Source organism: Sphingomonas pseudosanguinis, assembly GCF_052056765.1.
Classification (GTDB): domain Bacteria; phylum Pseudomonadota; class Alphaproteobacteria; order Sphingomonadales; family Sphingomonadaceae; genus Sphingomonas; species Sphingomonas pseudosanguinis.
The window spans coordinates 2,528,546-2,552,867 of record NZ_CP189888.1 but is presented as its reverse complement, the minus strand read 5'-3'; the positions used below and the strand labels follow the sequence as shown (position 1 = coordinate 2,552,867).

Sequence of the window (24,322 nt, the reverse complement as noted above, 5' to 3'; positions counted from 1 at the left end):
GGCGCAAGCAAACATCACCGGCTAACCTAACATCGATTACTGTCGGCGCGCGGTTCGACAATAAAAAGGGCCGGGTATCGCTACCCGGCCCCTGATCACTTGCTTGCGGTCCCGGACGATCAGCCGGCGTCGACCGAGGCGGGCTTGCCGCCCTTCTTCTTCGGCTTCTTGGGCGCCGCCGGTTCGATCGCGAAGGACAGCGCGCCATCCTTCATCTTCACCGTCACCTCGCCGCCATGGACCAGCTTGCCGAACAGCAGTTCCTCGGCCAGCGGCTGCTTGATCTTCTCCTGGATCAGGCGGCCCATCGGACGCGCGCCATAGAGGCGATCATAGCCCTTCTCGGTGAGCCAGCTCTTCGCCGCCTCGTCCAGGCTGATATGGACGTTGCGGTCCGCCAGCTGGAGTTCGAGCTGGAGGATGAACTTGTCCACCACCCGCGCCACGACTTCGGGCGGCAGGTAGCCGAAGGGTACGATCGCATCCAGACGGTTGCGGAATTCCGGCGTGAACATCTTCTGCACGGCCTGCTCATCCTCGCCCTCGCGGGTGAGGTTGCCGAACCCGACCGTCTCGCGCGCCATGTCGGCGGCACCCGCATTGGTCGTCATGATCAGGATCGTGTTGCGGAAATCGACCGTCTTGCCGTGGTGATCGGTCAGCTTGCCATTGTCCATCACCTGCAACAGGATGTTGAACAGATCGGGATGCGCCTTCTCGATCTCGTCGAGCAACAGCACCGAATGCGGATTCTGATCGACCGCATCGGTCAGCAGACCGCCCTGATCATAGCCGACATAGCCCGGAGGGGCACCGATCAACCGGCTGACCGAGTGACGCTCCATATATTCGGACATGTCGAACCGCTGGAGCGGAATGCCCAGGATGGTCGCCAACTGCCGCGCGACCTCGGTCTTGCCGACGCCGGTGGGGCCGGTGAACAGATAGTTGCCGATCGGCTTGTCGGGATCGCGCAGGCCCGCCCGGCTCAGCTTGATCGCCGAGGACAGATTCTCGATCGCGGCATTCTGGCCGAACACCACACGCTTGAGATCGGTCTCCAGCGTTTCCAGCTGCTGACGGTCGTCGGTCGACACGCTCTTGGGCGGGATGCGCGCCATGGTGGCGATCACGGCCTCGATCTCCTTGGGCGTGATCGTCTTCTTGCGCTTGCTGACCGGTACCAGCATCTGCATCGCGCCGACCTCGTCGATCACGTCGATCGCCTTGTCGGGCAGCTTGCGGTCGTTGATATAGCGCGCCGACAGCTCGACCGCCGACTTGATCGCATCGGGGGTGTACTTGACCTGATGGTGATCCTCGAACGCGGTGCGCAGGCCGGCGAGGATCTTGATCGTATCCTCGATGGTCGGCTCGTTCACGTCGATCTTCTGGAACCGGCGCAGCAGCGCGCGGTCCTTCTCGAAGTGGTTGCGGAACTCCTTATAGGTGGTCGAGCCGATGCAGCGGATCGTGCCGCCCGACAGCGCGGGCTTGAGCAGGTTCGACGCATCCATCGCCCCGCCGCTGGTCGCGCCCGCGCCGATGACGGTGTGGATCTCGTCGATGAAGAGCACCGCGTGGGGCAGCTTCTCCAGCTCGTTGACGACCGCCTTCAGCCGCTCCTCGAAGTCGCCGCGATAGCGGGTGCCGGCCAGCAGCGCGCCCATGTCGAGCGAGTAGATGACGGCCTGGCGCAAGACCTCGGGCACGTCGCCCTCGACGATCTTGCGCGCCAACCCTTCCGCGATCGCGGTCTTGCCGACGCCGGGATCGCCCACATAGAGCGGGTTGTTCTTCGACCGGCGGCACAGGATCTGGACGGTGCGGTCCACTTCCGGCCCGCGACCGATCAGCGGATCGACCTTGCCCAGCTTGGCCTTTTCGTTGAGGTCGACGGTGAACTGCTTGAGCGCGCTCTCAGCCTTGCCCTTCTCAGTAGGCTTGGCGGGCTTTTCCTCCTCGACGCCCTTGGGCGGGGTCGATTCGCTGGTCGCACCACCCTTGCCGACTCCGTGGCTGATGAAGCTGACGGCATCCAGGCGGCTCATGTCCTGCTGCTGCAGGAAATAGACAGCGTAGGATTCCCGTTCGGAGAACAGCGCGACCAGCACATTCGCGCCGGTCACTTCGTCGCGGCCCGAGGACTGGACGTGCAGGATCGCGCGCTGCACCACGCGCTGGAACCCGCTGGTGGGGGAGGGGTCGGTCGCCGCCTCGACCTTCAGCGCGTCGAGTTCGGTGTCGAGATACTGGGCGACCGTCGCCTTCAGCTCGCCCAGGTCGACATGGCACGCTTCCATCACCTTGGAGGCATGTTCGTCGTCGATCAGCGCGAGGAGGAGGTGCTCCAGCGTGGCATATTCGTGGCGCCGCACGGTCGCGGCTTCCAGCGCCTTGTGAAGCGTGGTCTCGAGCGCGGGGGCGAAAGATGGCATCTATGATACTCCTTCCGAAACGCCCCGGACGGACGCCTCGTTTCGACCAATGTCGGGATGGTGAGGCCCGGCATCAAGCTGGTGTAACGCGCGGCCGCTGAACAAAGCGTATCGCGCAAACAAAAACTGTCGGGGTGAAAAGCGCGGGTGCGAGACGGATCGGGCCGGGCCGGCGAAGGGGTACGCGCGGAGGCCCGGATGCCTCACCGCTTGAAGAGCGCGTCGGCGCTGGCGCGGTGGAGCGCGGCGCGTTCCATATGGCGGCGGGTGCGTCCGATCTCCTGTTCCAGCACCGCGATTCGCGTCTCCAGCTCGGCGAGCGAGAGCGGTTCGAGATCGGCCTGGACCAGCGTGGTCAGGCTGTCGGGAATGCGGAGCGGGGAGTCGTCCTGTTCCATAATGGGATGCAGCGTTGACCCGACCGCCGCCGATGTCAATAACAGGCGCGAGAAAGCCTGGACGAACGGGGGAGCAGCGTAATGCAGGCGGATGGCGGAATGACGGGGCAGGTCCCCGAAACGATGGTCGCGATCGATCCGGACGCCGCCGGCGGTCCCGAAGTGCTGGTCCCGACCACCCGCGCGGTTCCCCGGCCAGGCAAGGGCGAAGTGCTGATCCGCGTCGCGGCGGCGGGCGTCAACCGGCCCGACGTCATGCAGCGCCAGGGCCTGTACCCGCCGCCGCCCGGCGCGCCCTCGATCCCCGGGCTGGAGATCGCCGGCGAGATCGTCGCGGTCGGCGACGATGTCGGCGCGGAAATGCTGGGCCAGCCGGTCTGCGCGCTGATCTCGGGCGGCGGCTATGCCGAATATGCGCTGGCCGATGCCGAACATTGCCTGTCGGTGCCGCCGGGCCTGTCGATGGTGCAGGCGGCCGCGCTGCCCGAAACGCTGTTCACCGTGTGGACCAATGTGTTCGAGCGCGCCTATGCCCGCGACGGCGAGACGCTGCTGGTCCATGGCGGCACCAGCGGCATCGGGACGATGGCGATCATGCTCGGCAAGCTGTTCGGCTTGCGGGTGATCGTGACAGCCGGATCGGACGAGAAATGCGCGGCGGCCGAAAAGCTGGGCGCGGCCAAGGCGATCAACTACCGGGCCCAGGATTTCGTCGAGGGGGTCAAGGCCTTCACCGAGGGCAGGGGCGTCGACATCGTCCTCGACATGGTGGGCGGCGACTATCTGCCGCGCAATCTGCAATGCCTGGCCGAGGAGGGCCGGCACGTCTCGATTGCGGTGCAGCGTGGGCCCAAGGCCGAGGTGCCGATCTGGGAGATCATGCGCCGGCGCCTGATCCTGACCGGCTCGACGCTGCGCGGGCGCGACCGGGCGTTCAAGGCGATGGTCGCCGATGAGATCGCCCGCATCGTCTGGCCGCATGTCGAGGAGGGGCGGTTGCGCCCGCTGATCGACAAGACCTTCCCACTGGCCGAGGCCGCCAAGGCGCATGAACGGATGGAGGGCGGCGATCACCTGGGCAAGATCGTGCTGGTCGTCCGCGAGGCGCAGGCCGGCTGACTTAACATAGGCTTGAACAATCCTTTGTGGCCTGCGATGGACCGAAAGGCCGGATCGGCCGTTTTGCCGGGCTGATCCGATAAGGGACGTCCGGGGGCATGGTTGAATGAAGCAGCGTTATCGCCGGGTGATTCCGATCATGGTCGCGGCGATGATCGCGGGGCTGGGCTCCATGCCGGCGGCGGCGCAATCGGCACGCGACATCCTGACCCAGGCGTCCTTCTCCGACGGCGATGAGGCGAGCGCGCTGCGCCGGGTCGCCGTCGCCTATGCCACGGCGGGGGCGACGCTGGCGCGCAAGCCCGACGATCACGAGGCGCAGCTGATGCGCGCGACCGCGCTGGGCTACCGTGCCAAGCTGACCGGCAACCGCGCCGATGCGATCAGCGCGCGGCACCAGTTCGAGGCGATGGTCGCGCAAAATCCCCGCGATGCAGAGGCGCAGCTGGCGCTGGGCGCCTGGCATATCGGCGCGGTCAAGAAGCTGGGGACGATCGTCGGGCGCGCGGCGGTCGGCGCGCAGCGGGCGGTGGGGTTCGCCTCGCTCGACCGGGCGGTCGCGCTGGGTGGCGATCGCGCGTTGTTTCCGGCGCTCTCCGCGCTGTTGCGGCTGGAGCTCGATCCGCGTGACCCGCGCGGACGTGCCCTGGCCGAGGCGGCGGCGAAGGCCGATGTCGTGACGCCGATCGACCGTATCCTGCAACGCGGCGCGGTCGCGATCCTGACCCCGCTGCGCGCCGGCGATGTCCAGGCGACCCGCAAACTGGCGTCGCGGCTGCTGCCCTTCGGCCGATTCGACGACGACAATTGACCGGCGGCCTTTGGCGGGCTACCGAAATGGGCTGGCGGCCCTGCGGCCGGTTTCCAAGACTTTGTGGCACCGCACCTTGCTCTTGGGAGCGGGTCGCATTAGGTTTGCCGCCGCTACGGCCGCTCCGATGAGGGGCGGCCCTTTTATTTTCCGACTGGAGTGATCCCCGTGGCCCAGCCGCTCATGCCCCATGCGACCGCTTCCTGGCTGGTCGACAACACCTCGCTCTCCTTCGAGCAGATTGCGGATTTCTGCGGCCTTCATATCCTGGAAGTGCAGGCGATCGCCGACGACACGGCGGCGACCAAGCTGACCGGCCGCGATCCGGTCCGCGCGCACGAAGTGACGCAGAGCGAGATCGAGAAGGCGCAGGCCAATCCCGATTATCGCATGAAGATGACCAAGGGCCCCGAGCAGGTCCGCCGCACCAAGGGGCCGCGCTACACGCCGGTCAGCAAGCGGCAGGACAAGCCCGATGGCATCGCCTGGATCATCCGCAACCACCCGGAAATCTCGGACGGCGCGATCTCGAACCTGATCGGCACGACCCGCACGACGATCGCCGCGATCCGTGACCGCAGCCACTGGAACATCGCCAACATCACGCCGAAGGACCCGGTGACGCTAGGCCTGACCACCCAGCGCGAGTTGGACTCGGCGGTGGCCAAGGCGGCGAAGGCGACCGGCGGCAATGCCGAGGCGCAGCCGACCGACACCCGCCTGGAGGGCGACCGCGAAGCGCTGCTGGCGTCGCTGCGTGCCGAGCGCGAACAGCAGAGCCGTGATGCCGACAGCGCCAGCCATGGCGGCGACATCATCGATCCGCACTCGCTGTTCCGCAACTGATCGGCGGGGCTTCGGCCCGGCCGTCGCGATCAAGGGGGCGTCCACCGATCCGGTGGGCGCCCTTTTCGTTTGTCGGGAACGGCGTCTCCCGCGCTCCGTTGACGGGGGCGAAGGAGACTGCCCCATGTCCGAAGTGGAAAAACGCCCGTCCCAGCCTTTCGACCGCGACAAGGGCTATAGCGGCCAGGGCTATCACCGCGATGACGAAGCCGCACTGGGCCGCGCCGAGCCGGCCGGCAGCGTGACGACCAGGCCATCGGTCGATACCGGCGGCAATGCGGAAACCAGTCTGCCCGACGACAATGGCAAGCGTGCCTCGGTCGACCCGAAGACGGGTGAAGTGCATGGCAGCGGGGCAGGGGCCGGTGGCGGCAATCGCGGCGATGAGATCGACGAGGTCGATCCCGCCACTCCGCCTGGTGTCGGGCCACGGCCGGTGAATTGATCTCTATTCCTCCCCTTGCAGGGGAGGTGGCAGGCCGCAGGCCTGACGGAGGGGTGTCACCAGTAGCGAGGTCGGGCTGCGATCGGAACCGGCTACACCCCTCCACCAGCTTCGCTGGTCCCCCTCCCCTTGCAGGGGAGGAATAAGGGGGACGCGAACACCCACCGCAACAGCGGCGCCGCTCAATCCATCGATGTCATGAAAAGTGGCAGGAGTGCACGGACTCGAACCGTGGGCCCTCGGTTTTGGAGACCGATGCTCTACCAACTGAGCTACACTCCTGCGAGGCGGCCGCCACTAGCCCGACTGGCGGGGCGAGGCAAGAGCCAATATGCGATTTTCGCAATGCGGACGAAAACGCCCGCCCGGACCTGAAGTCGTCCCGACATTGACCCCCGACCGACTCCCGCGTATAGGCCGCCGCTGCACGAAGGCGATTTCTCGAGATTCGGGACTTATCCGTCGGGCAAGCTTGAACATTGCTGGATGCGAATAGGGCCGGGCGAAAGCCATGATGGCCCCTTTTTGTATTCCGAAGTGCTGTGATGGCTCCAGCAAAGTAACCTCATGGAAAGGTGAAGGCTTCAATGCCGACGATCAACCAGCTGGTCCGCAAGGGCCGCGAACTGCAGAAGGCCAAGTCGAAGGTCCCTGCAATGGAGCAGAACCCGCAGAAGCGCGGCGTTTGCACCCGTGTCTACACGACGACCCCGAAGAAGCCGAACTCGGCGCTTCGCAAGGTGGCCAAGGTCCGTCTGACCAACAGCCGCGAAGTCATCTCGTACATCCCGGGCGAAGGCCACAACCTGCAGGAGCACTCGGTGGTGCTCATCCGCGGCGGCCGTGTGCGCGACCTTCCCGGCGTGCGCTACCACGTGCTGCGCGGCGTTCTCGACACGCAGGGCGTGAAGGATCGCAAGCAGTCCCGCTCGAAGTACGGCGCGAAGCGTCCGAAGTAAGCCGGTCGGGCCTGTCCGCAGGCTCCTCGACCATCAAAGGCTGAAGTTTTGTAAGGAAATACGAGAATGGCTCGTCGTCGTCGTCCCGAAAAGCGGGAAATTCTGCCGGACCCCAAGTTCGGAGATGAGGTCCTGTCGAAGTTTATGAATTCGGTCATGCTGGACGGTAAGAAGTCCGTGGCCGAAGCCATCGTTTACGGTGCTCTGGAAACCGTCGAGACGCGTGCCAAGCGCGATCCGATCGGCGTGTTCCACGATGCGCTGAACAACATCAAGCCGGGCATCGAAGTCCGTTCGCGCCGCGTCGGCGGTGCGACCTACCAGGTTCCGGTCGAAGTCCGTCCGGAGCGCGCCCAGGCTCTGGCCATCCGTTGGCTGATCGGCGCGTCGCGCGCCCGTTCGGAGAACACGATGGCTGCACGTCTGTCGGGTGAGCTGATGGACGCCGCGAACAACCGCGGCAACGCGGTCAAGAAGCGCGAAGATACGCACCGCATGGCGGAAGCGAATCGCGCCTTCTCGCACTACCGCTGGTAAGGGCCTTGCGGCGGACCGGATTTATTTCCGGTCTGCTGCAACCTTTTCAGGGTGCGGTGCCGGCGGTCTTCCGCTGGTCACGCAAACAGCCTATATAAGGGGGAGCCGGGCCAACCGGCTCCCCCCTACGCTTGAGGAAGATCGATCATGGCCCGCAGCCATCCGCTCGAGAAGTATCGCAACATCGGCATCATGGCGCACATCGATGCCGGCAAGACGACCACGACCGAGCGCATTCTTTATTACACCGGCAAGTCCTACAAGATCGGCGAAGTGCACGAAGGCACCGCCACCATGGACTGGATGGAGCAGGAGCAGGAGCGCGGCATCACGATCACGTCGGCCGCGACGACCTGTTTCTGGAACGACAACCGCATCAACATCATCGACACCCCCGGGCACGTCGACTTCACCATCGAAGTGGAGCGTTCGCTCCGCGTGCTCGACGGCGCGGTCGCTTGCTTCGACGGCGTGGCGGGTGTTGAGCCGCAGTCGGAAACCGTGTGGCGTCAGGCCGACAAGTACGGCGTGCCGCGCATGTGCTTCGTCAACAAGCTCGACCGCACCGGCGCCGACTTCTATTTCTGCGTGAACTCGATCATCGAGCGTCTCGGCGCGCGTCCGGCGGTCCTGTACCTGCCGATCGGCATCGAGGGCGGCTTCAAGGGCCTGGTCGACCTGGTCCACAACCGCGCGATCATCTGGCTCGAAGAGTCGCTGGGCGCCAAGTTCGAATATCAGGACATTCCTGAGGAACTGGCCGAGAAGGCCGCCAAGTACCGCAGCGACCTGATCGAAATGGCCGTCGAGCAGGACGATGCCGCGATGGAATCGTACCTCGAGGGCAACGAGCCGTCGGTGGACGAGCTGAAGAAGTTGATCCGCAAGGGCACGCTGGAAATGGCGTTCGTCCCCGTGGTCTGCGGCTCGGCGTTCAAGAACAAGGGCGTGCAGCCCCTGCTCGACGCGGTCATCGACTATCTGCCGTCGCCGCTCGACGTTCCGGCCATCAAGGGCGTGAAGCTCGACGGCGAGACGCCGGATGAGCGTCCTTCGTCGGACACCGAGCCCTTCTCGGCGCTGGCGTTCAAGATCATGAACGACCCGTTCGTCGGTTCGCTGACCTTCGCCCGCATCTATTCGGGCAAGCTCGAGACCTCGTCGCAGGTCCTGAACTCGGTCAAGGACAAGAAGGAAAAGATCGGCCGCATGCTGCTCATGCATGCGAACAGCCGTGAGGACATCCAGGAAGCCTATGCCGGCGACATCGTCGCTCTCGCGGGCCTCAAGGACACCACGACCGGTGACACGCTCTGCGCGCAGAACGCCCCGATCATCCTCGAGCGCATGGAATTCCCCGAGCCCGTGATCGAGCTGTCGGTGGAGCCCAAGACCAAGGCCGACCAGGAGAAGATGGGCGTCGCGCTCAATCGTCTCGCTCGCGAGGACCCCTCGTTCCGCGTGACCTCGGACGCCGAGTCGGGCCAGACCATCATCAAGGGCATGGGCGAGCTCCATCTCGAGATCCTGGTCGACCGCATGAAGCGCGAGTTCAAGGTCGAGGCGAACGTCGGTGCGCCGCAGGTGGCGTATCGCGAATACCTCAAGAAGCCGGTCGACATCGACTACACGCACAAGAAGCAGTCGGGCGGCACCGGCCAGTTCGGCCGCGTCAAGGTCAAGCTGACCCCGGGCGAGCGTGGTTCGGGCTTCGTCTTCAAGGACGAGATCAAGGGCGGTAACATTCCGAAGGAATATATCCCCGCGATCGAGAAGGGCTTCCGTGAAACCGCGGAAACCGGTTCGCTGGTCGGCTTCCCGATCATCGACTTCGAAGTCCTGCTGTATGACGGCGCGTATCACGACGTCGACTCGTCGGCGCTGGCGTTCGAAATCTGTGCCCGCGGCGCGATGCGCGAAGCGGCCCAGAAGTCGGGCATCACGCTGCTCGAGCCGGTCATGAAGGTCGAAGTCGTGACCCCGGAAGACTATCTGGGCGACGTCATCGGCGACATGAACAGCCGTCGCGGCCAGATCCAGGGCACCGACACGCGCGGTAACGCGCAGACGGTCGAGGCGATGGTCCCGCTGGCGAACATGTTCGGCTATGTGAACGCGCTCCGCTCGTTCACCCAGGGTCGTGCGCAGTACTCGATGCAGTTCTCGCACTATGACGAAGTGCCGCAGAATGTTGCGGACGAGGTCAAGGCGAAGATGGCCTAATCGCGTCCGTCGCGCCCTCGGGGCAACTGGGGGCGCGACGACGCTAGGGGCTGGCAATCGCTTCAAACACCCGCTATGGGGCCGCGTTCGCGTGGCCTCGGATGCGGCACCGAATTCGATTTAGAAGGTAGGAAAATGGCAAAGGCAAAATTCGAGCGGAACAAGCCGCACCTCAACATCGGCACCATCGGCCACGTCGACCACGGCAAGACCTCGCTGACCGCAGCGATCACCAAGGTTCTGGCCGACAACGTCGCCGGCAACGCGGCGGTGGACTTCGCGAACATCGACAAGGCTCCGGAAGAGCGTGAGCGCGGCATCACCATCTCGACCGCGCACGTCGAGTATGAGACCGAATCGCGCCACTATGCGCACGTCGACTGCCCCGGCCACGCCGACTATGTGAAGAACATGATCACCGGCGCGGCGCAGATGGACGGCGCGATCCTGGTCGTGTCGTCGACCGACGGCCCGATGCCGCAGACCCGCGAGCACATCCTGCTCGCCCGTCAGGTCGGCGTGCCTGCGATGGTCGTGTTCATGAACAAGGTCGACCTGGTCGACGACGAGGAAATCCTCGAGCTGGTCGAGCTGGAAATCCGCGAGCTGCTCAGCTCGTACGAATTCCCGGGCGACGACATCCCCGTCGTCAAGGGTTCGGCGACCTGCGCGCTGTCGGGTTCGAACGACAAGTTCGGCAAGGACGCCGTTCTCGAGCTGATGAAGCAGGTCGACGAATACATACCGCAGCCGGAGCGTCCGCTCGACAAGCCGTTCATGATGCCGATCGAAGACGTGTTCTCGATCTCGGGTCGCGGCACCGTCGTCACCGGCCGTGTCGAAACCGGCATCATCAAGGTTGGTGAAGAAGTCGAGATCGTCGGCATCAACGACACCCGCAAGACCACGGTCACGGGCGTCGAAATGTTCCGCAAGCTGCTCGACTCGGGCCAGGCCGGCGACAACATCGGCGCGCTGATCCGTGGCGTCGCTCGTGACGAAGTCGAGCGTGGTCAGGTTCTGGCCAAGCCGGGTTCGATCACCCCGCACACCGACTTCCAGTCGGAAGTGTACGTCCTGTCGAAGGAAGAAGGCGGCCGTCACACCCCGTTCTTCGCGAACTACCGTCCGCAGTTCTACTTCCGCACGACCGATGTCACCGGCACCGTCGAGCTGCCTGAGGGCACCGAGATGGTCATGCCGGGCGACAACGTCGCTCTGGGCGTGAAGCTGATCGCTCCGATCGCCATGGACATCGGTCAGCGCTTCACGATCCGTGAAGGCGGCCGTACCGTCGGCGCGGGCGTCGTCAGCTCGATCGACAAGTAAGTCTCGGGCGAAAGCCTGAAACTCTACAGGAAAGGGCCGGCCCCGGCGACGGGGTCGGCCTTTTTCGTTTATAGCGTTGGGAGCGAGGCACTCTCACCCTTCCGGCGCTGGCGCGCCTCCCTCCCTCTCCCGGCGGGAGAGGGAAGGGGCCCGCCCGCGTGAGCGGGTGGGAAGGGTGAGGGTGGTCGCCTCGCCACGTCCGTTCGCACTGAGCGAAGTCGAAGTGCACGCCCGGCGGCACGACCAGAGCATGGCCTTCGACTTCACTCAGGCTGAACGGAGGGTGGGGTTTGTCGCGACCGACGACAGGTTCCACCCCTCCCAACAAAAACCCACGCCCACCCCTTGCGGCACCCCGCGCATCTGCGTATAGGCACACGCCTTGAGGGAATCGGCTGGCACCGGAAACACCGGAGTCGGCCGTTTGCTTTTAGTGAGGGCAGGGTGGTTCGCCGCTCCTGTCGTAACCCAGAGTTTGTTTCGGCCCAGGGTCGCCTTCACGGCGGACGGTCGAGTGCCTGGTCGGACAGACCGATCGCACTTGCCGTCGTCGTGATCGTGAGCCGAAAGCCCGCTCTTTCGCATCGGTAGGGATCATGGACAGCAATATCCGCATTCGTCTGAAGGCGTTCGACCATCGCGTGCTCGATCAGGCGACCGGCGACATCGCCGACACCGCGCGCCGCACCGGCGCTCTTATCCGCGGTCCGATCCCGCTTCCGACGCGCATCGAGAAGTTCACGGTCAACCGTGGTCCGCACATCGACAAGAAGTCGCGCGAGCAGTTCGAGGTCCGCACCTACAAGCGGATGCTGGACATCGTGCAGCCGACCCCGCAGACCGTTGATGCGCTGATGAAGCTCGACCTGGCCGCAGGTGTTGATGTCGAGATCAAGCTGGCGTAAGAGAGCCAGCGTTCCCGTGGTCGACGATTCCGTCCCACGGGATTTTGGCGTTTCCCCGGCCTGAAGCTGCCGGGAAGCGCGCCGAGGTCGCTCCCGCGATCCGGCACTCTTAAGGGATACCGCCCGGCGATGTCGCGCAAGCGATAGGGTGCCGGGGCAGCGTCCCCCGTCTGACCGGTCCGCCGGTCGCCAGCCCGGGACGGGGGCTCGCTTCGCTTTATCCGGGCTGGATACGCCCCCCTTGAATGGTTCTTGGGGGCCTCTGTCGAGGAAGGAACAGGATCATGCGTACCGGCGTGATCGCGAAGAAGCTGGGGATGACCCGCCTGTTCCAGGACGATGGTCGGCACGTGCCGGTCACCGTCCTGGCGCTTGAAGGCGTACAGGTCGTCGCTCGCCGCGAGATGGATCGTGACGGCTACACCGCCGTCCAGCTTGGTGCAGGTGTCGCCAAGACCAAGAATGTTGCCAAGCCGCAGCGTGGCCACTTCGGCAAGGCCGAAGTCGAGCCCAAGCAGGTGCTGGTCGAGTTCCGCGTGAACGAAGACGGCCTGCTGGACGTCGGCGCGGAAATCTCCGCCGACCATTTCGTCCCCGGCCAGTATGTCGATATCCAGGGTCGTACCCAGGGTAAGGGCTTTGCCGGTGCGATGAAGCGCTGGAACTTCGGTGGTCTGCGCGCGACCCACGGCGTCTCGGTCTCGCACCGTTCGCATGGTTCGACCGGTAACCGTCAGGACCCGGGCCGCGTCTTCAAGAACAAGAAGATGGCCGGCCACATGGGCGACAAGAACCGCACGCAGCAGAACCTCGAAATCGTGTCGACCGACGTCGAGCGCGGCCTGATCTTCGTCAAGGGCTCGGTGCCCGGCTCGAAGGGTGGCTGGCTGATCGTCAAGGACGCGGTCAAGGTTTCGCGCCACGCGGACGCCCCGTTCCCCGCCAGCATCAAGGCGGCCGCCAACAACAACGCTTCTGCCGAGCCTGCTCCGGAAGCCACCGAGAGCCAGGAGGGCTAAGTCGTGAAGGTCAAGGTTCAATCCTTCGCCGGCACCGACGCCGCGGACATCGAGCTCAACGACGAGGTCTTCGGCCTCGATCCGCGCGCCGACATCCTGCACCGCGTTGTGACCTGGCAGCTGGAAAAGCGTCGCGCCACCGCGCGCGGCACCCGTGAGCGCGCCGATGTCGCGCGTTCGGGCAAGAAGCTCGGTCGCCAGAAGGGCGGCGGTGTCGCTCGTCACGGCGATCGTCGGGCCCCCGTCTTCATCGGCGGTGGTAAGGCGCACGGCGCCCGCGTCCGCGACTTCAACCCGGGCCTGAACAAGAAGGTTCGCGCTCTGGGCCTGAAGATGGCGCTGTCGAGCCACGCCAAGGCGGGTTCGCTGATCGTGATGAACGATCTGGCCGTCGAGGGTAACAAGACGAAGACGCTGCAGGGCGATCTGGTGAAGCTCGGCTTCGGCAAGACCGCGCTGGTCATCGATGGCGACGCCGTCGAGACGTCGTTCGCACTGGCCGCAGGCAACCTGAAGGAAATCAACGTCCTTCCGGCCGCTGGCGCCAATGTCTACGACATTCTGAAGCATGACACCCTGGTGCTGACGCGCTCGGCTGTCGAAAAGCTGGAGGCCCGTTTCAATGGCTAAGCAGCAGAAGGCGGTCGATCCGCGTCATTACGACGTGATCGTCGCGCCGCACATCACCGAGAAGGCGACGCTCCTGAGCGAGCACAACGCCGTGGTGTTCAAGGTCGCCCCCGGTGCTACCAAGCCCGAGATCAAGGCGGCGGTGGAAGCGCTGTTCGACGTGAACGTCACCGGCGTGAACACCATCGTCCAGAAGGGCAAGACCAAGAAGTGGAAGGGCGCTCCGTACCAGCGCTCGGACATGAAGAAGGCGATCGTCACCCTCAAGGACGGTCAGTCCATTGACGTGACGACGGGGATCTGAGCCGATGGCACTCAAGCATTATAACCCGACGAGCCCGGCCCGCCGCGGCCTGATCCTCGTCGACCGCTCGGCGCTCTGGAAGGGCGCGCCCGTCAAGGCGCTCACCGAAGGCAAGCGCAAGACCGGCGGCCGCAACAACAAGGGCCATGTGACCAGCCGCGGTATCGCGGGCGGCCACAAGCAGCGTTACCGCTTCATCGACTTCAAGCGTCGCCAGTGGGACGTCGAGGGCACCGTGGAGCGGATCGAATATGATCCCAACCGCACCGCCTTCATCGCGCTGATCAACTACGGCGCCGATGCCGAGGGCAAGGACAACCTGGCCTATATCATCGCGCCGCAGCGTCTGGCCGTTGGCGACAAGGTCGTCGCCGGCAAGAAGACCGACGTGAAGCCGGGTAACGCCATGGAGCTGGGCCAGATGCCGGTCGGCACGATCGTCCACAACGTCGAGATGAAGCCCGGGAAGGGCGGTCAGATCGCACGTTCGGCCGGCACCTATGTGCAGGTCGTGGGCCGCGACAAGGGCATGGTCATCGTCCGTCTGAACTCGGGCGAGCAGCGCTACATCCATGCGAACTGCATGGCGACCGTCGGCGCGGTGTCGAATCCCGACAACGGCAACACCAACCTGGCGAAGGCTGGTCGCAACCGTTGGAAGGGCCATCGTCCGCTGACCCGTGGTGTCGCGAAGAACCCGGTCGACCACCCGCACGGCGGTGGTGAAGGCCGGACCTCGGGCGGCCGTCATCCGGTCACCCCGTGGGGCAAGCCGACGAAGGGTGCGCGCACTCGTCACAACAAGGCGACGGACAAGATGATCATCCGTAGCCGTCACGCCAAGAAGAAGGGCTAACACGCAATGGCTCGTTCCGTTTGGAAGGGTCCTTTCGTGGACCTCCATCTCCTGAAGAAGGCCGAAGTGGCGCAGGATGCTGGCAACCGCGCAGGTCCGATCAAGACCTGGTCGCGTCGCTCGACCATCCTGCCGTCGTTCGTCGGCCTGACCTTCAACGTCTACAATGGTCGCAAGTTCGTTCCCGTCTCGGTGAACGAGGACATGGTCGGCATGAAGCTCGGTGAATTCGCGCCCACGCGCTACTTCCCCGGCCACGCTGCCGACAAGAAGGGTAAGCGCTGATGTCCAAGCCCGCATCCCCCCGCAAGGTCGGTGAGAAGGAAGCGCTGTCGGTCGGCACGCAAATCCGTGGTTCGGCGCAGAAGCTGAACCTGGTCGCAGGGCTCATCCGTGGCAAGAAGGCCGGCGACGCGATGAACATCCTCGCCTTCTCGACGAAGGCGATGGCCGTCGACGCGCGCAAGGTGCTCGCCTCCGCGATCGCCAATGCCGAGAACAACCACAACCTCGACGTCGACGCGCTCGTCGTCGCCGAGGCGTCGGTCGGCAAGTCGATCACCATGAAGCGTTTCGCGACGCGCGGCCGTGGCAAGTCCACCCGCATCCTGAAGCCGTTTTCGCGGCTCCGCATCGTCGTCCGCGAGCAGGAAGAAGCATAATGGGTCAGAAGAGCAATCCGATCGGCCTGCGTCTCCAGATCAACCGCACCTGGGACAGCCGCTGGTTCGCCGAAGGCCATGACTATGGCCGCCTGCTGCTGGAGGATCTGAAGATCCGCCAGTACATCATGAAGACGCTGCCCCAGGCCGCGATCTCGAAGGTCGTCATCGAGCGTCCGGCCAAGCTGTGCCGCATCTCGATCTTCGCGGCGCGTCCGGGCGTGATCATCGGCAAGAAGGGCGCCGACATCGAAAAGCTTCGCAAGAAGCTGGGTTCGATGACCTCGTCCGACGTGTCGCTGAACATCGTCGAAATCCGCAAGCCCGAGATCGACGCCAAGCTCGTCGCGCAGGGCGTGGCCGACCAGCTGGAGCGCCGTATCGCGTTCCGCCGCGCCATGAAGCGTGCGGTGCAGTCCGCGCTCCGTCTGGGCGCCGAGGGCATCCGTATCACCTGCGGCGGCCGTCTGGGCGGCGCGGAAATCGCGCGTACCGAATGGTATCGTGAAGGCCGCGTTCCGCTGCACACGCTGCGTGCGAACGTCGACTATGCCGAAGCGCAGGCGCACACCGCTTATGGCGTGTGCGGCGTGAAGGTGTGGATCTTCAAGGGCGAGATCCTGGGCCATGATCCCATGGCGCAGGACCGGCTGATGATGGAGGCTCAGACCTCCGGCGTGCGCCCGGCGCGCGACGATCATCGCCGCTAAGGAACATAAACCATGCTGCAACCAAAGCGCACCAAGTTCCGCAAGGCCTTCAAGGGCCGCATCCACGGCGATGCGAAGGGCGGCACCAGCCTGAACTTCGGTTCCTATGGCCTGAAGGCCATGGAGCCGGAGCGTATCACGGCTCGCCAGATCGAGGCGGCTCGCCGCGCGATCACGCGTCACATCAAGCGCCAGGGTCGTCTCTGGATTCGCATCTTCCCGGACGTGCCCGTCTCGTCGAAGCCCGCCGAAGTCCGCATGGGCTCGGGTAAGGGTTCGCCGGAATTCTGGGCCGCCCGCGTGAAGCCGGGTCGCATCCTGTTCGAACTCGACGGCGTCGACGGCCCGCTGGCCGCCGAGGCGTTCGAGCGCGCCGCGATGAAGCTGCCCATCAAGACCAAGGTCGTTGCCCGCCTGGGCGACACCTCGCACCTCGGAGGCGAGTAATGGCCAAGACTGAATATACCGGCCAGAGCGACGACCAGCTCGTCGAGGCGCTGGGCAACCTGAAGCGTGAGCAGTTCAACCTGCGCTTCCAGGCGGCCACCAGCCAGCTCGAAAAGCCCAGCCGGGTCAAGGAAGTCCGTCGCGACATCGCGCGGATCAAGACCATCCAGGCGCAGCGCACCGCTGCGGCTGCCAAGTAAGGACCGAGACACATGCCGAAGCGCGTGCTGACCGGGGTGATTGTCTCGGACAAGACCGACAAGACGGTCGTCGTCAATGTGGAGCGGAAGGTTAAGCACCCCCTCTACGGCAAGATCATCCGTCGGTCGAAGAAGTATCATGCTCACGACGAGAGCAATGAGTTCAAGGCCGGTGAGACGGTGCGGATCGAAGAGACCGCCCCGATCTCGAAGCTGAAGACCTGGAAGGTCATCGAGCGGGTCAACACTCACTCGACGCCCGAGCGGGCCTCGGCCGAAGGCTAAAGCCTTTGCATTTCGCGCCCCGCTTCTCCTGACGGAGGGGCGGGGTTCGGAATGAAGAGCCTCCCTTCGGGGTGCAGAGCGGATTGGTCGAGGGGGCGAGCGACTCGCTTGCCTTTCGTATCAGGAGTGGCTATGGGGCCTCTCCCCCTGGCGCAGGCCTCTGCGCCGGGGGTCGTTTTTTAAGGCGGGGTAGGGTCGGTATCCTCCCCAGAAGAGAGAAGGAAGCGGATCTATGATCCAGATGCAGTCCAATCTCGACGTCGCTGACAACAGCGGCGCGAAGCGGGTGCAGTGCATCAAGGTGCTGGGCGGCTCGAAGCGCCGTACCGCATCGGTCGGCGACATCATCGTCGTCAGCGTCAAGGAAGCGCAGCCGCGTGGCCGCGTGAAGAAGGGCGACGTTCACCGCGCGGTGATCGTGCGTACCGCCAAGGACATCCGTCGCGCCGACGGTTCGGTGATCCGTTTCGACGGTAACGCCGCCGTGCTGGTCAACAAGAACGAGGAGCCGATCGGCACCCGTATCTTCGGCCCGGTCGTGCGTGAGCTTCGCGGCAAGAAGCACATGAAGATCATCTCGCTGGCGCCGGAGGTTTTGTAATGGCCGCTGCACGCATCAAGAAGGGTGACAAGGTCATCGTCCTGTCCGGCAAGGACAAGGGCAAGACCGGCACCGTGTCGCTGGCGATGCCGAAGGACGGCAAGGTCGTCGTGGACGGCGTCAACATCGCCACCCGTCACCGCAAGCCGACCCAGGCGAACCCGCAGGGCGGCCTGGAGCGCGTTGCCGCTCCGCTGCATATCTCGAAGGTTGCGCACGTGACCGCCGATGGCAAGCCGACCCGCGTCCGTTTCGAGACGCAGGATGGCAAGAAGGTCCGCGTGGCCGTCAAGACCGGGGAGAAGATCGATGGCTGATTACAAGCCCCGCATGAAGGCTATCTATGACGATAGCATCATCAAGGCGATGACCGACAAGTTCGGTTACAAGAACGTCAACGAGATCCCCCGGATCGAGAAGATCGTGCTCAACATGGGCGTGGGCGAAGCGACGCAGGACAAGAAGCGCGTCGACCAGGCCGCCTCCGAGATGGAGCTGATCGCGGGTCAGAAGCCCGTCATCACCAAGGCGAAGAAGTCGATCGCGCAGTTCAAGCTGCGTGAAGGCATGCCGATCGGTGTGAAGGTCACGCTGCGTCGCGAGCGCATGTACGAATTCCTGGATCGCTTCATCACGATCGCGCTGCCGCGCGTTCGCGACTTCCGCGGCCTGAATCCGAAGTCCTTCGACGGTCGCGGCAACTATGCCTGCGGCATCAAGGAACAGATCATCTTCCCCGAAATCAACTATGACCGCATCGACAAGGTGCGCGGCATGGATGTGATCGTGACCACCTCGGCGAAGACCGACGACGAAGCGCGCGAGCTGCTGCGTCTGTTCGGCTTCCCGTTCCCCAAGGAAGACGCTGCCGACGAGAAGAAGGCGGCGTAACCGGACTGCCCCCTCTCCACGCCGGGGAGGGGGTCCTTACAGAAAGAGCTTAAGTCCATGGCGAAACTGAGTTCAATCAACAAGAACGAGAAGCGTCGTCTTCTCGTCAAGAAGTATGCCGGCAAGTACGCGAAGCTGAAGGCGATCGCGAACGACCAGAGCCTCGATGAGACCGAACGTCTGATCGCGCGCCTGAAGATGGCCGAGATCCCCCGCAACGGCAATCCGACCCGCATCCGCAACCGTTGCGAGATCACGGGCCGCCCGCGTGCGTATTACCGCAAGTTCCGTCTCGCTCGCGTCATGCTGCGTGATCTGGCCAACAAGGGCCTGATCCCCGGCGTCACCAAGTCGAGCTGGTAAGGACCATTTGAGATGGCAGTGACCGATCCCCTGGGTGACCTGCTCACCCGCATCCGTAACGGCCAGCGCGCGCGCAAGGACTCCGTCCTGACGCCTGCGTCGAAGCTGCGCGCCCGCGTGCTCGACGTGCTCCAGCGCGAAGGCTATATCCGTGGCTACAGCGAAGAGCAGATGGGCCCCGCGGCCGGCATCCGCATCGAGCTGAAGTATTTCGAAGGCCAGCCCGCGATCAAGCATGTCGCGCGCGTGTCCAAGCCCGGCCGCCGCATCTATTCGGGCGCGCAGGAGCTTCCGCGCGTTCGCAACGGCCTGGGCATCACCATCGTGTCGACGCCGCGTGGCGTTCTGTCAGACGCCGAAGCGCGCGAGCAGAATGTCGGTGGCGAAGTCCTGGCGGAGGTGTTCTGATGAGCCGCATCGGTAAGAAGGCGGTCCCGGTTCCGGCCGGCGTCACCGCGACCATCGCCGACAAGGTGTTGAGCGTGAAGGGTCCCAAGGGCACCCTGTCCATGCCGCTCGCCGACGAGATCACCTATGACGTCCAGGCGGACGCCATCGCGGTGCAGCCTGCCAATGCCACGAAGCGCGCTCGCGCGTTCTGGGGCATGCAGCGCACCATGGTGCAGAACCTTGTCACCGGCGTGACCGCAGGCTTCTCGAAGAAGCTGGTCATCACCGGCGTCGGCTACCGCGCCGCCGCGCAGGGCAAGACCCTGAAGCTGCAGCTCGGCTACAGCCACGACGTCAACATCGACGTGCCGGAAGGCATCGAGGTGAAGACGCCGGACGCCACCACCGTCGAGATCAGCGGTTCGGACAAGCAGAAGGTCGGCCAGCTGGCCGCCGAGATCCGCCGCTGGCGCAAGCCCGAGCCGTATAAGGGCAAGGGCATCAAGTACGACGGCGAGTTCATCTTCCGCAAGGAAGGGAAGAAGAAGTAATGACCAAGGGTCTCTCTCTTTTCGAGAAGCGCCGTCGGCGCAACCGTACCGCGCTGCGTGCGCGTGCGGGCACCCGTCCGCGCCTGTCGGTGCATCGCTCGGGCAAGCACATCTATGCCCAGGTGATCGACGACGAGGCAGGTCGTACCGTGGCTTCGGCCTCGACGCTGGAAAAGGACGCACGCGGCCAGTCGGGCGCGAACGTCGCAGCGGCGACCGAAGTCGGCAAGCGCGTGGCCGAGAAGGCCAAGGCCGCCGGCGTCACGCAGGTCGTTTTCGACCGTGGCGGCTTCCTGTTCCACGGTCGCGTCAAGGCGCTGGCCGAGGCGGCACGCGAAGCGGGATTGGAGTTCTAATATGGCTGACGAGAACAACGTGGCCGTTGCCGGTGCCGAAGGCGCCGCGCAGGACGCGACCCAGGGTCGCGGTCCCCGGGGCGGCCGTGGCCGTGGTCCGGGCGGCGATCGCGGCCGTGGCGGCCGTGACGGCAACCGTGGTCGTCGCGACGACCGTCGCGGTGGCGCCGAGGAGCAGGGCGAAGAGCTGATCGAAAAGCTCGTCCACATCAACCGCGTCTCGAAGACCGTGAAGGGCGGTAAGCGCTTCGGCTTCGCCGCGCTCGTCGTGGTCGGCGACGGCAAGGGGCGTGCGGGCTTCGGTCATGGCAAGGCGCGCGAAGTGCCGGAAGCCATCTCGAAGGCGACGGCTGCCGCCAAGAAGGCGATGGTCCGCGTTCCGCTGAAGGACGGTCGCACGCTGCATCATGATGGCAACGGCCATTTCGGTGCGGGCCGCGTGACGGTGCGTTCGGCCCCGCAGGGTACCGGCATCATCGCCGGTGGTCCGATGCGCGCCATCTTCGAATCGCTCGGCGTTGCCGACGTGGTGACGAAGTCGGTTGGCACGTCGAACCCGTACAACATGATCCGTGCCACCTTCGAAGCGCTGGGCGACCAGACTTCGCCGAAGGCGGTGGCGCAGCGTCGTGGCAAGAAGATCGCCGACCTGCTGGGTCGCGGTCACGGTGCCACCCAGCAGACTGCCGAGGCGGAAGCCGCGGCCGTCGTGGAGTAAGCGACCATGGCTACCATCAAGATCAAGCAGACCGGTTCGCCGATCCGCCGCACCAAGGACCAGCGCGCGACCCTCGTCGGCCTGGGCCTGAACAAGATGCACAAGGTCGCCGAGCTTCAGGATACCCCTGAAGTCCGTGGCATGATCCGCAAGGTGCAGCACATGGTTCAGGTGGTGGACTGAGACCACAGGGGATTGCTCCCACGCTCCGTTCGCATCGAGCGAAGTCGAGCTTCAGGCCCTTGGCCTTCGACTTCGCTCAGGCTGAACGGCGGTTGGGAATAATCTCGGTCTCATATCCGTCACATTGAACAGTGACAAACACGGGGAAGGGGGCTATGCGGCCCCCTTCCTTTTATCTAGCGGCCGCGATTCCCAGTGATCACGGCCATGCGCGAAACAAGCGAAAGCGAGTGCAAATCATGAAGCTGAACGAACTTTTCGACAACCAGGGTGCCCGCAAGTCCAAGATCCGCGTCGGTCGCGGTATCGGTTCGGGCAAGGGCAAGACCGGTGGTCGCGGCGTCAAGGGTCAGAAGAGCCGTGAGGGCGTGTCCATCGCGGGCTTCGAGGGCGGTCAGATGCCGCTCCACATGCGTCTGCCGAAGCGTGGCTTCAACAACATTTTCGCCAAGGACTATGCCGAGGTGAACCTGGGCGCGATCCAGAAGGCGGTCGACTCGGGCAAGCTGAAGACCGACGGCACGATCGACCACGCCGCGCTGAAGGCCGCTGGCCTGGCGCGTGGCGGTAAGGACGGCGTCCGTCTGCTCGGCAAGGGCGAACTGACCGCGAAGCTGTCGTTCGTCGTGCAAGGCGTGTCGGCCTCGGCTCGCGCTGCGGTCGAGAAGGCCGGTGGCTCGGTCGACGTGCCGCACATCGTGCCGGCCGCCGAGAAGGCCGCCGCGAAGAAGGGCCAGACCCGCGCCGCGAAGCTCGCCGCCAAGGCCTGAACCGGATAAGATCCGCCGCTGTTACCGGGCTCCGGTCCGAATGACAGCGGCGGATTTTGCATCCGGGTTAGACAAGCGCGTCTTCGCGCCTATATGAGCGGCGGGGCGGTTCAAAACGCATCCCGCCGTTTTTCGTTTCCAGGATAACGCAACAGCTATGGCATCCGCAGCCGACCAGATGGCGCAAAGCATCAGCCTGGCGAAATTCGCCAAGGCCACCGACCTCAAGAAGCGGCTGTGGTTCACGATCGGCGCGCTGATCGTCTTCCGCCTGCTCAGCTATGTTCCGCTGCCGGGCGTCGACCCGACCGCGCTGGGCCTGTTGAGCCAGAAGACCACGGGCGGCGTGCTCGACTTCTTCAACACCTTCTCGGGCGGTTCGCTGAGCCGCATGTCGCTGATCGCGCTCGGCGTGATGCCGTACATCACGGCGTCGATCGTCGTGCAGCTCGCGACGTCGCTCAGCCCGCAGCTCGCCGCCATCAAGAAGGAAGGCGAGAGCGGCCGTAAGAAGCTGAACCAGTATACCCGCTACGGCACGGTGCTGCTGACCGCGATCCAGGGCTATTTCATCGCCGTGGGTCTTGAAACGCTGGGCGCCAGCCAGGGTATTCAGGCGGTGATCGAGCCGGGCATGACCTTCCGCATCGCGGCGGTCATCTCGCTGATCGGTGGTACGATGTTCCTGATGTGGCTGGGTGAGCAGATCACCAGCCGGGGTATCGGCAACGGCGTGTCGCTGATCATCATGGCGGGCATCGTCGCCCACCTGCCGACCACGCTCGTTAACCTGCTCGAAGGCGGCCGCACGGGCAGCATCGATCCGGTCCGCCTGATCGGCATCATCGTCGCGGTCGTCGTCCTCATCCTGTTCATCTGCTTCATGGAGCGCGCGCAGCGCCGCATCCTGATCCAGTATCCCAAGCGCGCGACGCAGCGCGGCATGCAGGCCGATCGCAGCCACCTGCCGCTGAAGATCAATACCGCGGGCGTGATCCCTCCGATCTTCGCCTCGTCGCTGCTGCTGATGCCGCTGACCATCTCGCAGTTCGCAGGGCAACGTGTCGCGGGTGAGAGCCGCTGGGGCGACTTCATCATCAGCCTGAACCAGTATCTGCAGCACGGCTCGCCCGTGTACATGCTGCTCTATGGTGCGGGCATCATCTTCTTCTCGTTCTTCTACACCGCGGTTGTCTTCAACCCGGAGGAGACGGCGGACAATCTGAAGCGCTATGGCGGGTTCATCCCTGGCATCCGTCCGGGCAAGAATACCGAGACCTATCTCGATTACGTGCTGACCCGCATCACGGTCATCGGCGCGGCCTATCTGACGATCATCTGTCTGCTTCCGGAATATCTGGTCTCGGCGTTGCAGATTCCCTTCTATCTGGGCGGCACCAGCCTGCTCATCGTCGTCAACGTGACGATGGACACGGTGACGCAGATTCAAAGCCACTTGCTCGCGCATCAATATGGCGATCTGATCAAGAAGGCGAAGCTGAAGGGTGGTCGCCTGCGCTGAGCGCAGGCGGATATAGGGCAAAAGAGGGGAGATTGACGTGGGCGTGAACATCATCCTGCTGGGGCCGCCGGGCGCGGGCAAGGGAACCCAGGCGCAGCGGCTGGTGGCCAATCGCGGCATGGTGCAGCTGTCGACCGGCGACATGCTGCGCGCGGCGGTCAAGGCGGGCAGCCCCGTCGGCCTCCAGGCCAAGGCGGTGATGGACGCGGGCGAGTTGGTGTCGGACGCGATCGTCTCGGCGCTGATCGGCGAGCGGCTGGACCAGGCCGATGCCGAGGGCGGCGCGATCTTCGACGGCTATCCGCGTACCGAGGCGCAGGCCGAGGCGCTGGACATGCTGCTGGCCGAACGTGGCAAGTCGCTCGATCACGTTATTGAGCTGGCGGTCGACGAGGACGCGCTGGTCGAGCGTATCACCGGCCGTTTCACCTGCGCGTCGTGTGGGGCGGGCTATCACGACAGCTTCAAGCCGACCCAGGTGGAGGGCGTCTGCGACGTCTGCGGCTCGACCGAGTTCAAGCGGCGCCCCGACGACAATGCCGAGACGGTGCGCACCCGCATGGCCGAGTACCGCGCCAAGACCGCGCCGATCCTGCCGATCTATGAAGCGCGCGGCATCGTGACGCGGGTCGACGGCATGGCCGCGATGGACGCGGTGGGCGCGGAGATCGACGCGATCCTCGATCGCTGATCTCGTCGGCTTGGGTTTTGGGAAGGGGCGTTTCCGTGAGGGGGCGCCCCTTTCTCGTTCCGGTTTGTGATGGGGCGAGGGGAGGGGTGCAGGGCGTGCGCTTCGACTTCGCTCAGCGTGAACGGAGGTTGGGGCAGAGCGCTCACCCAGCTGGCATGTCCCC

33 protein-coding genes and 1 tRNA gene are annotated in these 24,322 nt (G+C 64.8%); 31 read left to right on the top strand and 3 right to left on the bottom strand.

Annotation, left to right across the window (positions count from 1 at the left end):
- Positions 1-119: 119 nt before the first annotated feature.
- Both clpA and ACQHGV_RS11600 read right to left on the bottom strand, forming a co-directional pair.
- Entirely contained in the window at positions 120-2,438 is a 2,319-nt protein-coding gene (gene clpA, locus ACQHGV_RS11605) for an ATP-dependent Clp protease ATP-binding subunit ClpA (RefSeq protein WP_440978297.1), read from the bottom strand.
- 203 nt (positions 2,439-2,641) lie between these two features.
- On the bottom strand, positions 2,642-2,836 hold the full coding sequence (locus ACQHGV_RS11600; RefSeq protein WP_440978296.1) for a DUF1192 domain-containing protein: 195 nt from the start codon (positions 2,834-2,836) through the stop codon (positions 2,642-2,644).
- A 99-nt stretch (positions 2,837-2,935) separates the two neighbouring features.
- Between ACQHGV_RS11600 and ACQHGV_RS11595 the strand changes: the two genes are divergently transcribed.
- The 4 genes from ACQHGV_RS11595 to ACQHGV_RS11580 all read left to right on the top strand — a co-directional run bounded on the left by ACQHGV_RS11595 (position 2,936) and on the right by ACQHGV_RS11580 (position 6,057).
- Positions 2,936-3,955 carry an NAD(P)H-quinone oxidoreductase gene (locus ACQHGV_RS11595; protein WP_183950445.1) on the top strand — a complete coding sequence of 340 codons (1,020 nt, stop codon included), beginning with the start codon at positions 2,936-2,938 and terminating at the stop codon, positions 3,953-3,955.
- Positions 3,956-4,061: 106 nt separating this feature from the next.
- Positions 4,062-4,766, top strand: a complete 705-nt coding sequence (locus ACQHGV_RS11590; RefSeq protein WP_440978295.1) for a hypothetical protein — start codon at positions 4,062-4,064, stop codon at positions 4,764-4,766.
- A gap of 168 nt (positions 4,767-4,934) precedes the next feature.
- Complete coding sequence (locus ACQHGV_RS11585) at positions 4,935-5,612, top strand: DUF1013 domain-containing protein (RefSeq protein WP_440978294.1); 678 nt, start codon at positions 4,935-4,937, stop codon at positions 5,610-5,612.
- A 124-nt stretch (positions 5,613-5,736) separates the two neighbouring features.
- Positions 5,737-6,057 carry a hypothetical protein gene (locus tag ACQHGV_RS11580; RefSeq protein ID WP_440978293.1) on the top strand — a complete coding sequence of 107 codons (321 nt, stop codon included), beginning with the start codon at positions 5,737-5,739 and terminating at the stop codon, positions 6,055-6,057.
- Between the two features lie 206 nt (positions 6,058-6,263).
- Here ACQHGV_RS11580 and ACQHGV_RS11575 read toward each other — a convergent pair.
- Positions 6,264-6,339, bottom strand: a tRNA-Trp gene (locus ACQHGV_RS11575).
- A gap of 305 nt (positions 6,340-6,644) precedes the next feature.
- On the opposite strand from ACQHGV_RS11575, the gene rpsL reads away from it, so the two are divergent.
- The 27 genes from rpsL (at position 6,645) to ACQHGV_RS11440 (ending at position 24,159) form a co-directional block, all read left to right on the top strand.
- Positions 6,645-7,016 (top strand): 30S ribosomal protein S12, encoded by a 372-nt coding sequence (rpsL, locus tag ACQHGV_RS11570; protein ID WP_007406072.1) that lies wholly within the window; start codon positions 6,645-6,647, stop codon positions 7,014-7,016.
- 66 nt (positions 7,017-7,082) lie between these two features.
- Positions 7,083-7,553: a 30S ribosomal protein S7 gene (gene rpsG / locus ACQHGV_RS11565; protein WP_042491196.1), complete on the top strand. Its 471-nt coding sequence runs from the start codon at positions 7,083-7,085 to the stop codon at positions 7,551-7,553.
- Positions 7,554-7,700: 147 nt separating this feature from the next.
- Entirely contained in the window at positions 7,701-9,776 is a 2,076-nt protein-coding gene (gene fusA, locus ACQHGV_RS11560; RefSeq protein WP_183950449.1) for an elongation factor G, read from the top strand.
- Between the two features lie 135 nt (positions 9,777-9,911).
- Positions 9,912-11,105 carry an elongation factor Tu gene (gene tuf, locus ACQHGV_RS11555; protein WP_183950625.1) on the top strand — a complete coding sequence of 398 codons (1,194 nt, stop codon included), beginning with the start codon at positions 9,912-9,914 and terminating at the stop codon, positions 11,103-11,105.
- 596 nt (positions 11,106-11,701) lie between these two features.
- The gene (gene rpsJ, locus ACQHGV_RS11550) at positions 11,702-12,010 is read left to right on the top strand and encodes a 30S ribosomal protein S10 (protein ID WP_007406109.1); all 309 of its coding nucleotides are present in this window, start codon (positions 11,702-11,704) and stop codon (positions 12,008-12,010) included.
- Between the two features lie 284 nt (positions 12,011-12,294).
- Entirely contained in the window at positions 12,295-13,029 is a 735-nt protein-coding gene (gene rplC / locus ACQHGV_RS11545) for a 50S ribosomal protein L3 (protein WP_056430750.1), read from the top strand.
- A gap of 3 nt (positions 13,030-13,032) precedes the next feature.
- A complete protein-coding gene (rplD, locus tag ACQHGV_RS11540; protein ID WP_175313821.1) occupies positions 13,033-13,659 on the top strand; it encodes a 50S ribosomal protein L4 in 627 nt (208 codons plus the stop codon).
- Positions 13,652-13,963, top strand: a complete 312-nt coding sequence (locus ACQHGV_RS11535; RefSeq protein WP_042491181.1) for a 50S ribosomal protein L23 — start codon at positions 13,652-13,654, stop codon at positions 13,961-13,963. The genes rplD and ACQHGV_RS11535 overlap by 8 nt, the downstream gene beginning before the upstream one ends.
- A 4-nt stretch (positions 13,964-13,967) precedes the next feature.
- Positions 13,968-14,819, top strand: a complete 852-nt coding sequence (gene rplB / locus ACQHGV_RS11530; protein WP_440978292.1) for a 50S ribosomal protein L2 — start codon at positions 13,968-13,970, stop codon at positions 14,817-14,819.
- Positions 14,820-14,825: 6 nt separating this feature from the next.
- Positions 14,826-15,104: a 30S ribosomal protein S19 gene (gene rpsS / locus ACQHGV_RS11525; protein ID WP_037569384.1), complete on the top strand. Its 279-nt coding sequence runs from the start codon at positions 14,826-14,828 to the stop codon at positions 15,102-15,104.
- Positions 15,104-15,481 (top strand): 50S ribosomal protein L22, encoded by a 378-nt coding sequence (rplV, locus tag ACQHGV_RS11520; protein ID WP_007406087.1) that lies wholly within the window; start codon positions 15,104-15,106, stop codon positions 15,479-15,481. The genes rpsS and rplV overlap by 1 nt, the downstream gene beginning before the upstream one ends.
- The gene (gene rpsC, locus ACQHGV_RS11515) at positions 15,481-16,191 is read left to right on the top strand and encodes a 30S ribosomal protein S3 (RefSeq protein WP_007406047.1); all 711 of its coding nucleotides are present in this window, start codon (positions 15,481-15,483) and stop codon (positions 16,189-16,191) included. The genes rplV and rpsC overlap by 1 nt, the downstream gene beginning before the upstream one ends.
- A 12-nt stretch (positions 16,192-16,203) precedes the next feature.
- The gene (gene rplP / locus ACQHGV_RS11510; protein WP_007406071.1) at positions 16,204-16,638 is read left to right on the top strand and encodes a 50S ribosomal protein L16; all 435 of its coding nucleotides are present in this window, start codon (positions 16,204-16,206) and stop codon (positions 16,636-16,638) included.
- Positions 16,638-16,838, top strand: coding sequence for a 50S ribosomal protein L29 (rpmC, locus tag ACQHGV_RS11505; RefSeq protein ID WP_007406063.1), 201 nt, complete (start codon positions 16,638-16,640; stop codon positions 16,836-16,838). Before rplP ends, rpmC begins: the two co-directional genes overlap by 1 nt.
- A gap of 12 nt (positions 16,839-16,850) precedes the next feature.
- On the top strand, positions 16,851-17,123 hold the full coding sequence (rpsQ, locus tag ACQHGV_RS11500; protein WP_183950452.1) for a 30S ribosomal protein S17: 273 nt from the start codon (positions 16,851-16,853) through the stop codon (positions 17,121-17,123).
- A gap of 232 nt (positions 17,124-17,355) precedes the next feature.
- The gene (gene rplN, locus ACQHGV_RS11495; protein ID WP_007406105.1) at positions 17,356-17,724 is read left to right on the top strand and encodes a 50S ribosomal protein L14; all 369 of its coding nucleotides are present in this window, start codon (positions 17,356-17,358) and stop codon (positions 17,722-17,724) included.
- A complete protein-coding gene (gene rplX, locus ACQHGV_RS11490; protein WP_183950453.1) occupies positions 17,724-18,041 on the top strand; it encodes a 50S ribosomal protein L24 in 318 nt (105 codons plus the stop codon). Before rplN ends, rplX begins: the two co-directional genes overlap by 1 nt.
- A complete protein-coding gene (rplE, locus tag ACQHGV_RS11485; protein ID WP_037569379.1) occupies positions 18,034-18,615 on the top strand; it encodes a 50S ribosomal protein L5 in 582 nt (193 codons plus the stop codon). Before rplX ends, rplE begins: the two co-directional genes overlap by 8 nt.
- A gap of 57 nt (positions 18,616-18,672) precedes the next feature.
- Entirely contained in the window at positions 18,673-18,978 is a 306-nt protein-coding gene (rpsN, locus tag ACQHGV_RS11480; RefSeq protein ID WP_007406083.1) for a 30S ribosomal protein S14, read from the top strand.
- A 12-nt stretch (positions 18,979-18,990) separates the two neighbouring features.
- Positions 18,991-19,386 (top strand): 30S ribosomal protein S8, encoded by a 396-nt coding sequence (gene rpsH / locus ACQHGV_RS11475; RefSeq protein WP_037569377.1) that lies wholly within the window; start codon positions 18,991-18,993, stop codon positions 19,384-19,386.
- Positions 19,386-19,919, top strand: coding sequence for a 50S ribosomal protein L6 (rplF, locus tag ACQHGV_RS11470; RefSeq protein ID WP_183950454.1), 534 nt, complete (start codon positions 19,386-19,388; stop codon positions 19,917-19,919). Before rpsH ends, rplF begins: the two co-directional genes overlap by 1 nt.
- Entirely contained in the window at positions 19,919-20,275 is a 357-nt protein-coding gene (gene rplR, locus ACQHGV_RS11465) for a 50S ribosomal protein L18 (protein WP_058733095.1), read from the top strand. The genes rplF and rplR overlap by 1 nt, the downstream gene beginning before the upstream one ends.
- Position 20,276: 1 nt before the next feature.
- Entirely contained in the window at positions 20,277-20,993 is a 717-nt protein-coding gene (gene rpsE, locus ACQHGV_RS11460) for a 30S ribosomal protein S5 (RefSeq protein ID WP_007406126.1), read from the top strand.
- Between the two features lie 6 nt (positions 20,994-20,999).
- A complete protein-coding gene (gene rpmD / locus ACQHGV_RS11455; RefSeq protein WP_183950455.1) occupies positions 21,000-21,176 on the top strand; it encodes a 50S ribosomal protein L30 in 177 nt (58 codons plus the stop codon).
- A gap of 239 nt (positions 21,177-21,415) precedes the next feature.
- Positions 21,416-21,946, top strand: coding sequence for a 50S ribosomal protein L15 (gene rplO, locus ACQHGV_RS11450; RefSeq protein ID WP_440978291.1), 531 nt, complete (start codon positions 21,416-21,418; stop codon positions 21,944-21,946).
- Between the two features lie 157 nt (positions 21,947-22,103).
- Entirely contained in the window at positions 22,104-23,468 is a 1,365-nt protein-coding gene (secY, locus tag ACQHGV_RS11445; protein ID WP_183950457.1) for a preprotein translocase subunit SecY, read from the top strand.
- 43 nt (positions 23,469-23,511) lie between these two features.
- Entirely contained in the window at positions 23,512-24,159 is a 648-nt protein-coding gene (locus tag ACQHGV_RS11440) for an adenylate kinase (RefSeq protein WP_183950626.1), read from the top strand.
- Positions 24,160-24,322: the final 163 nt, after the last annotated feature.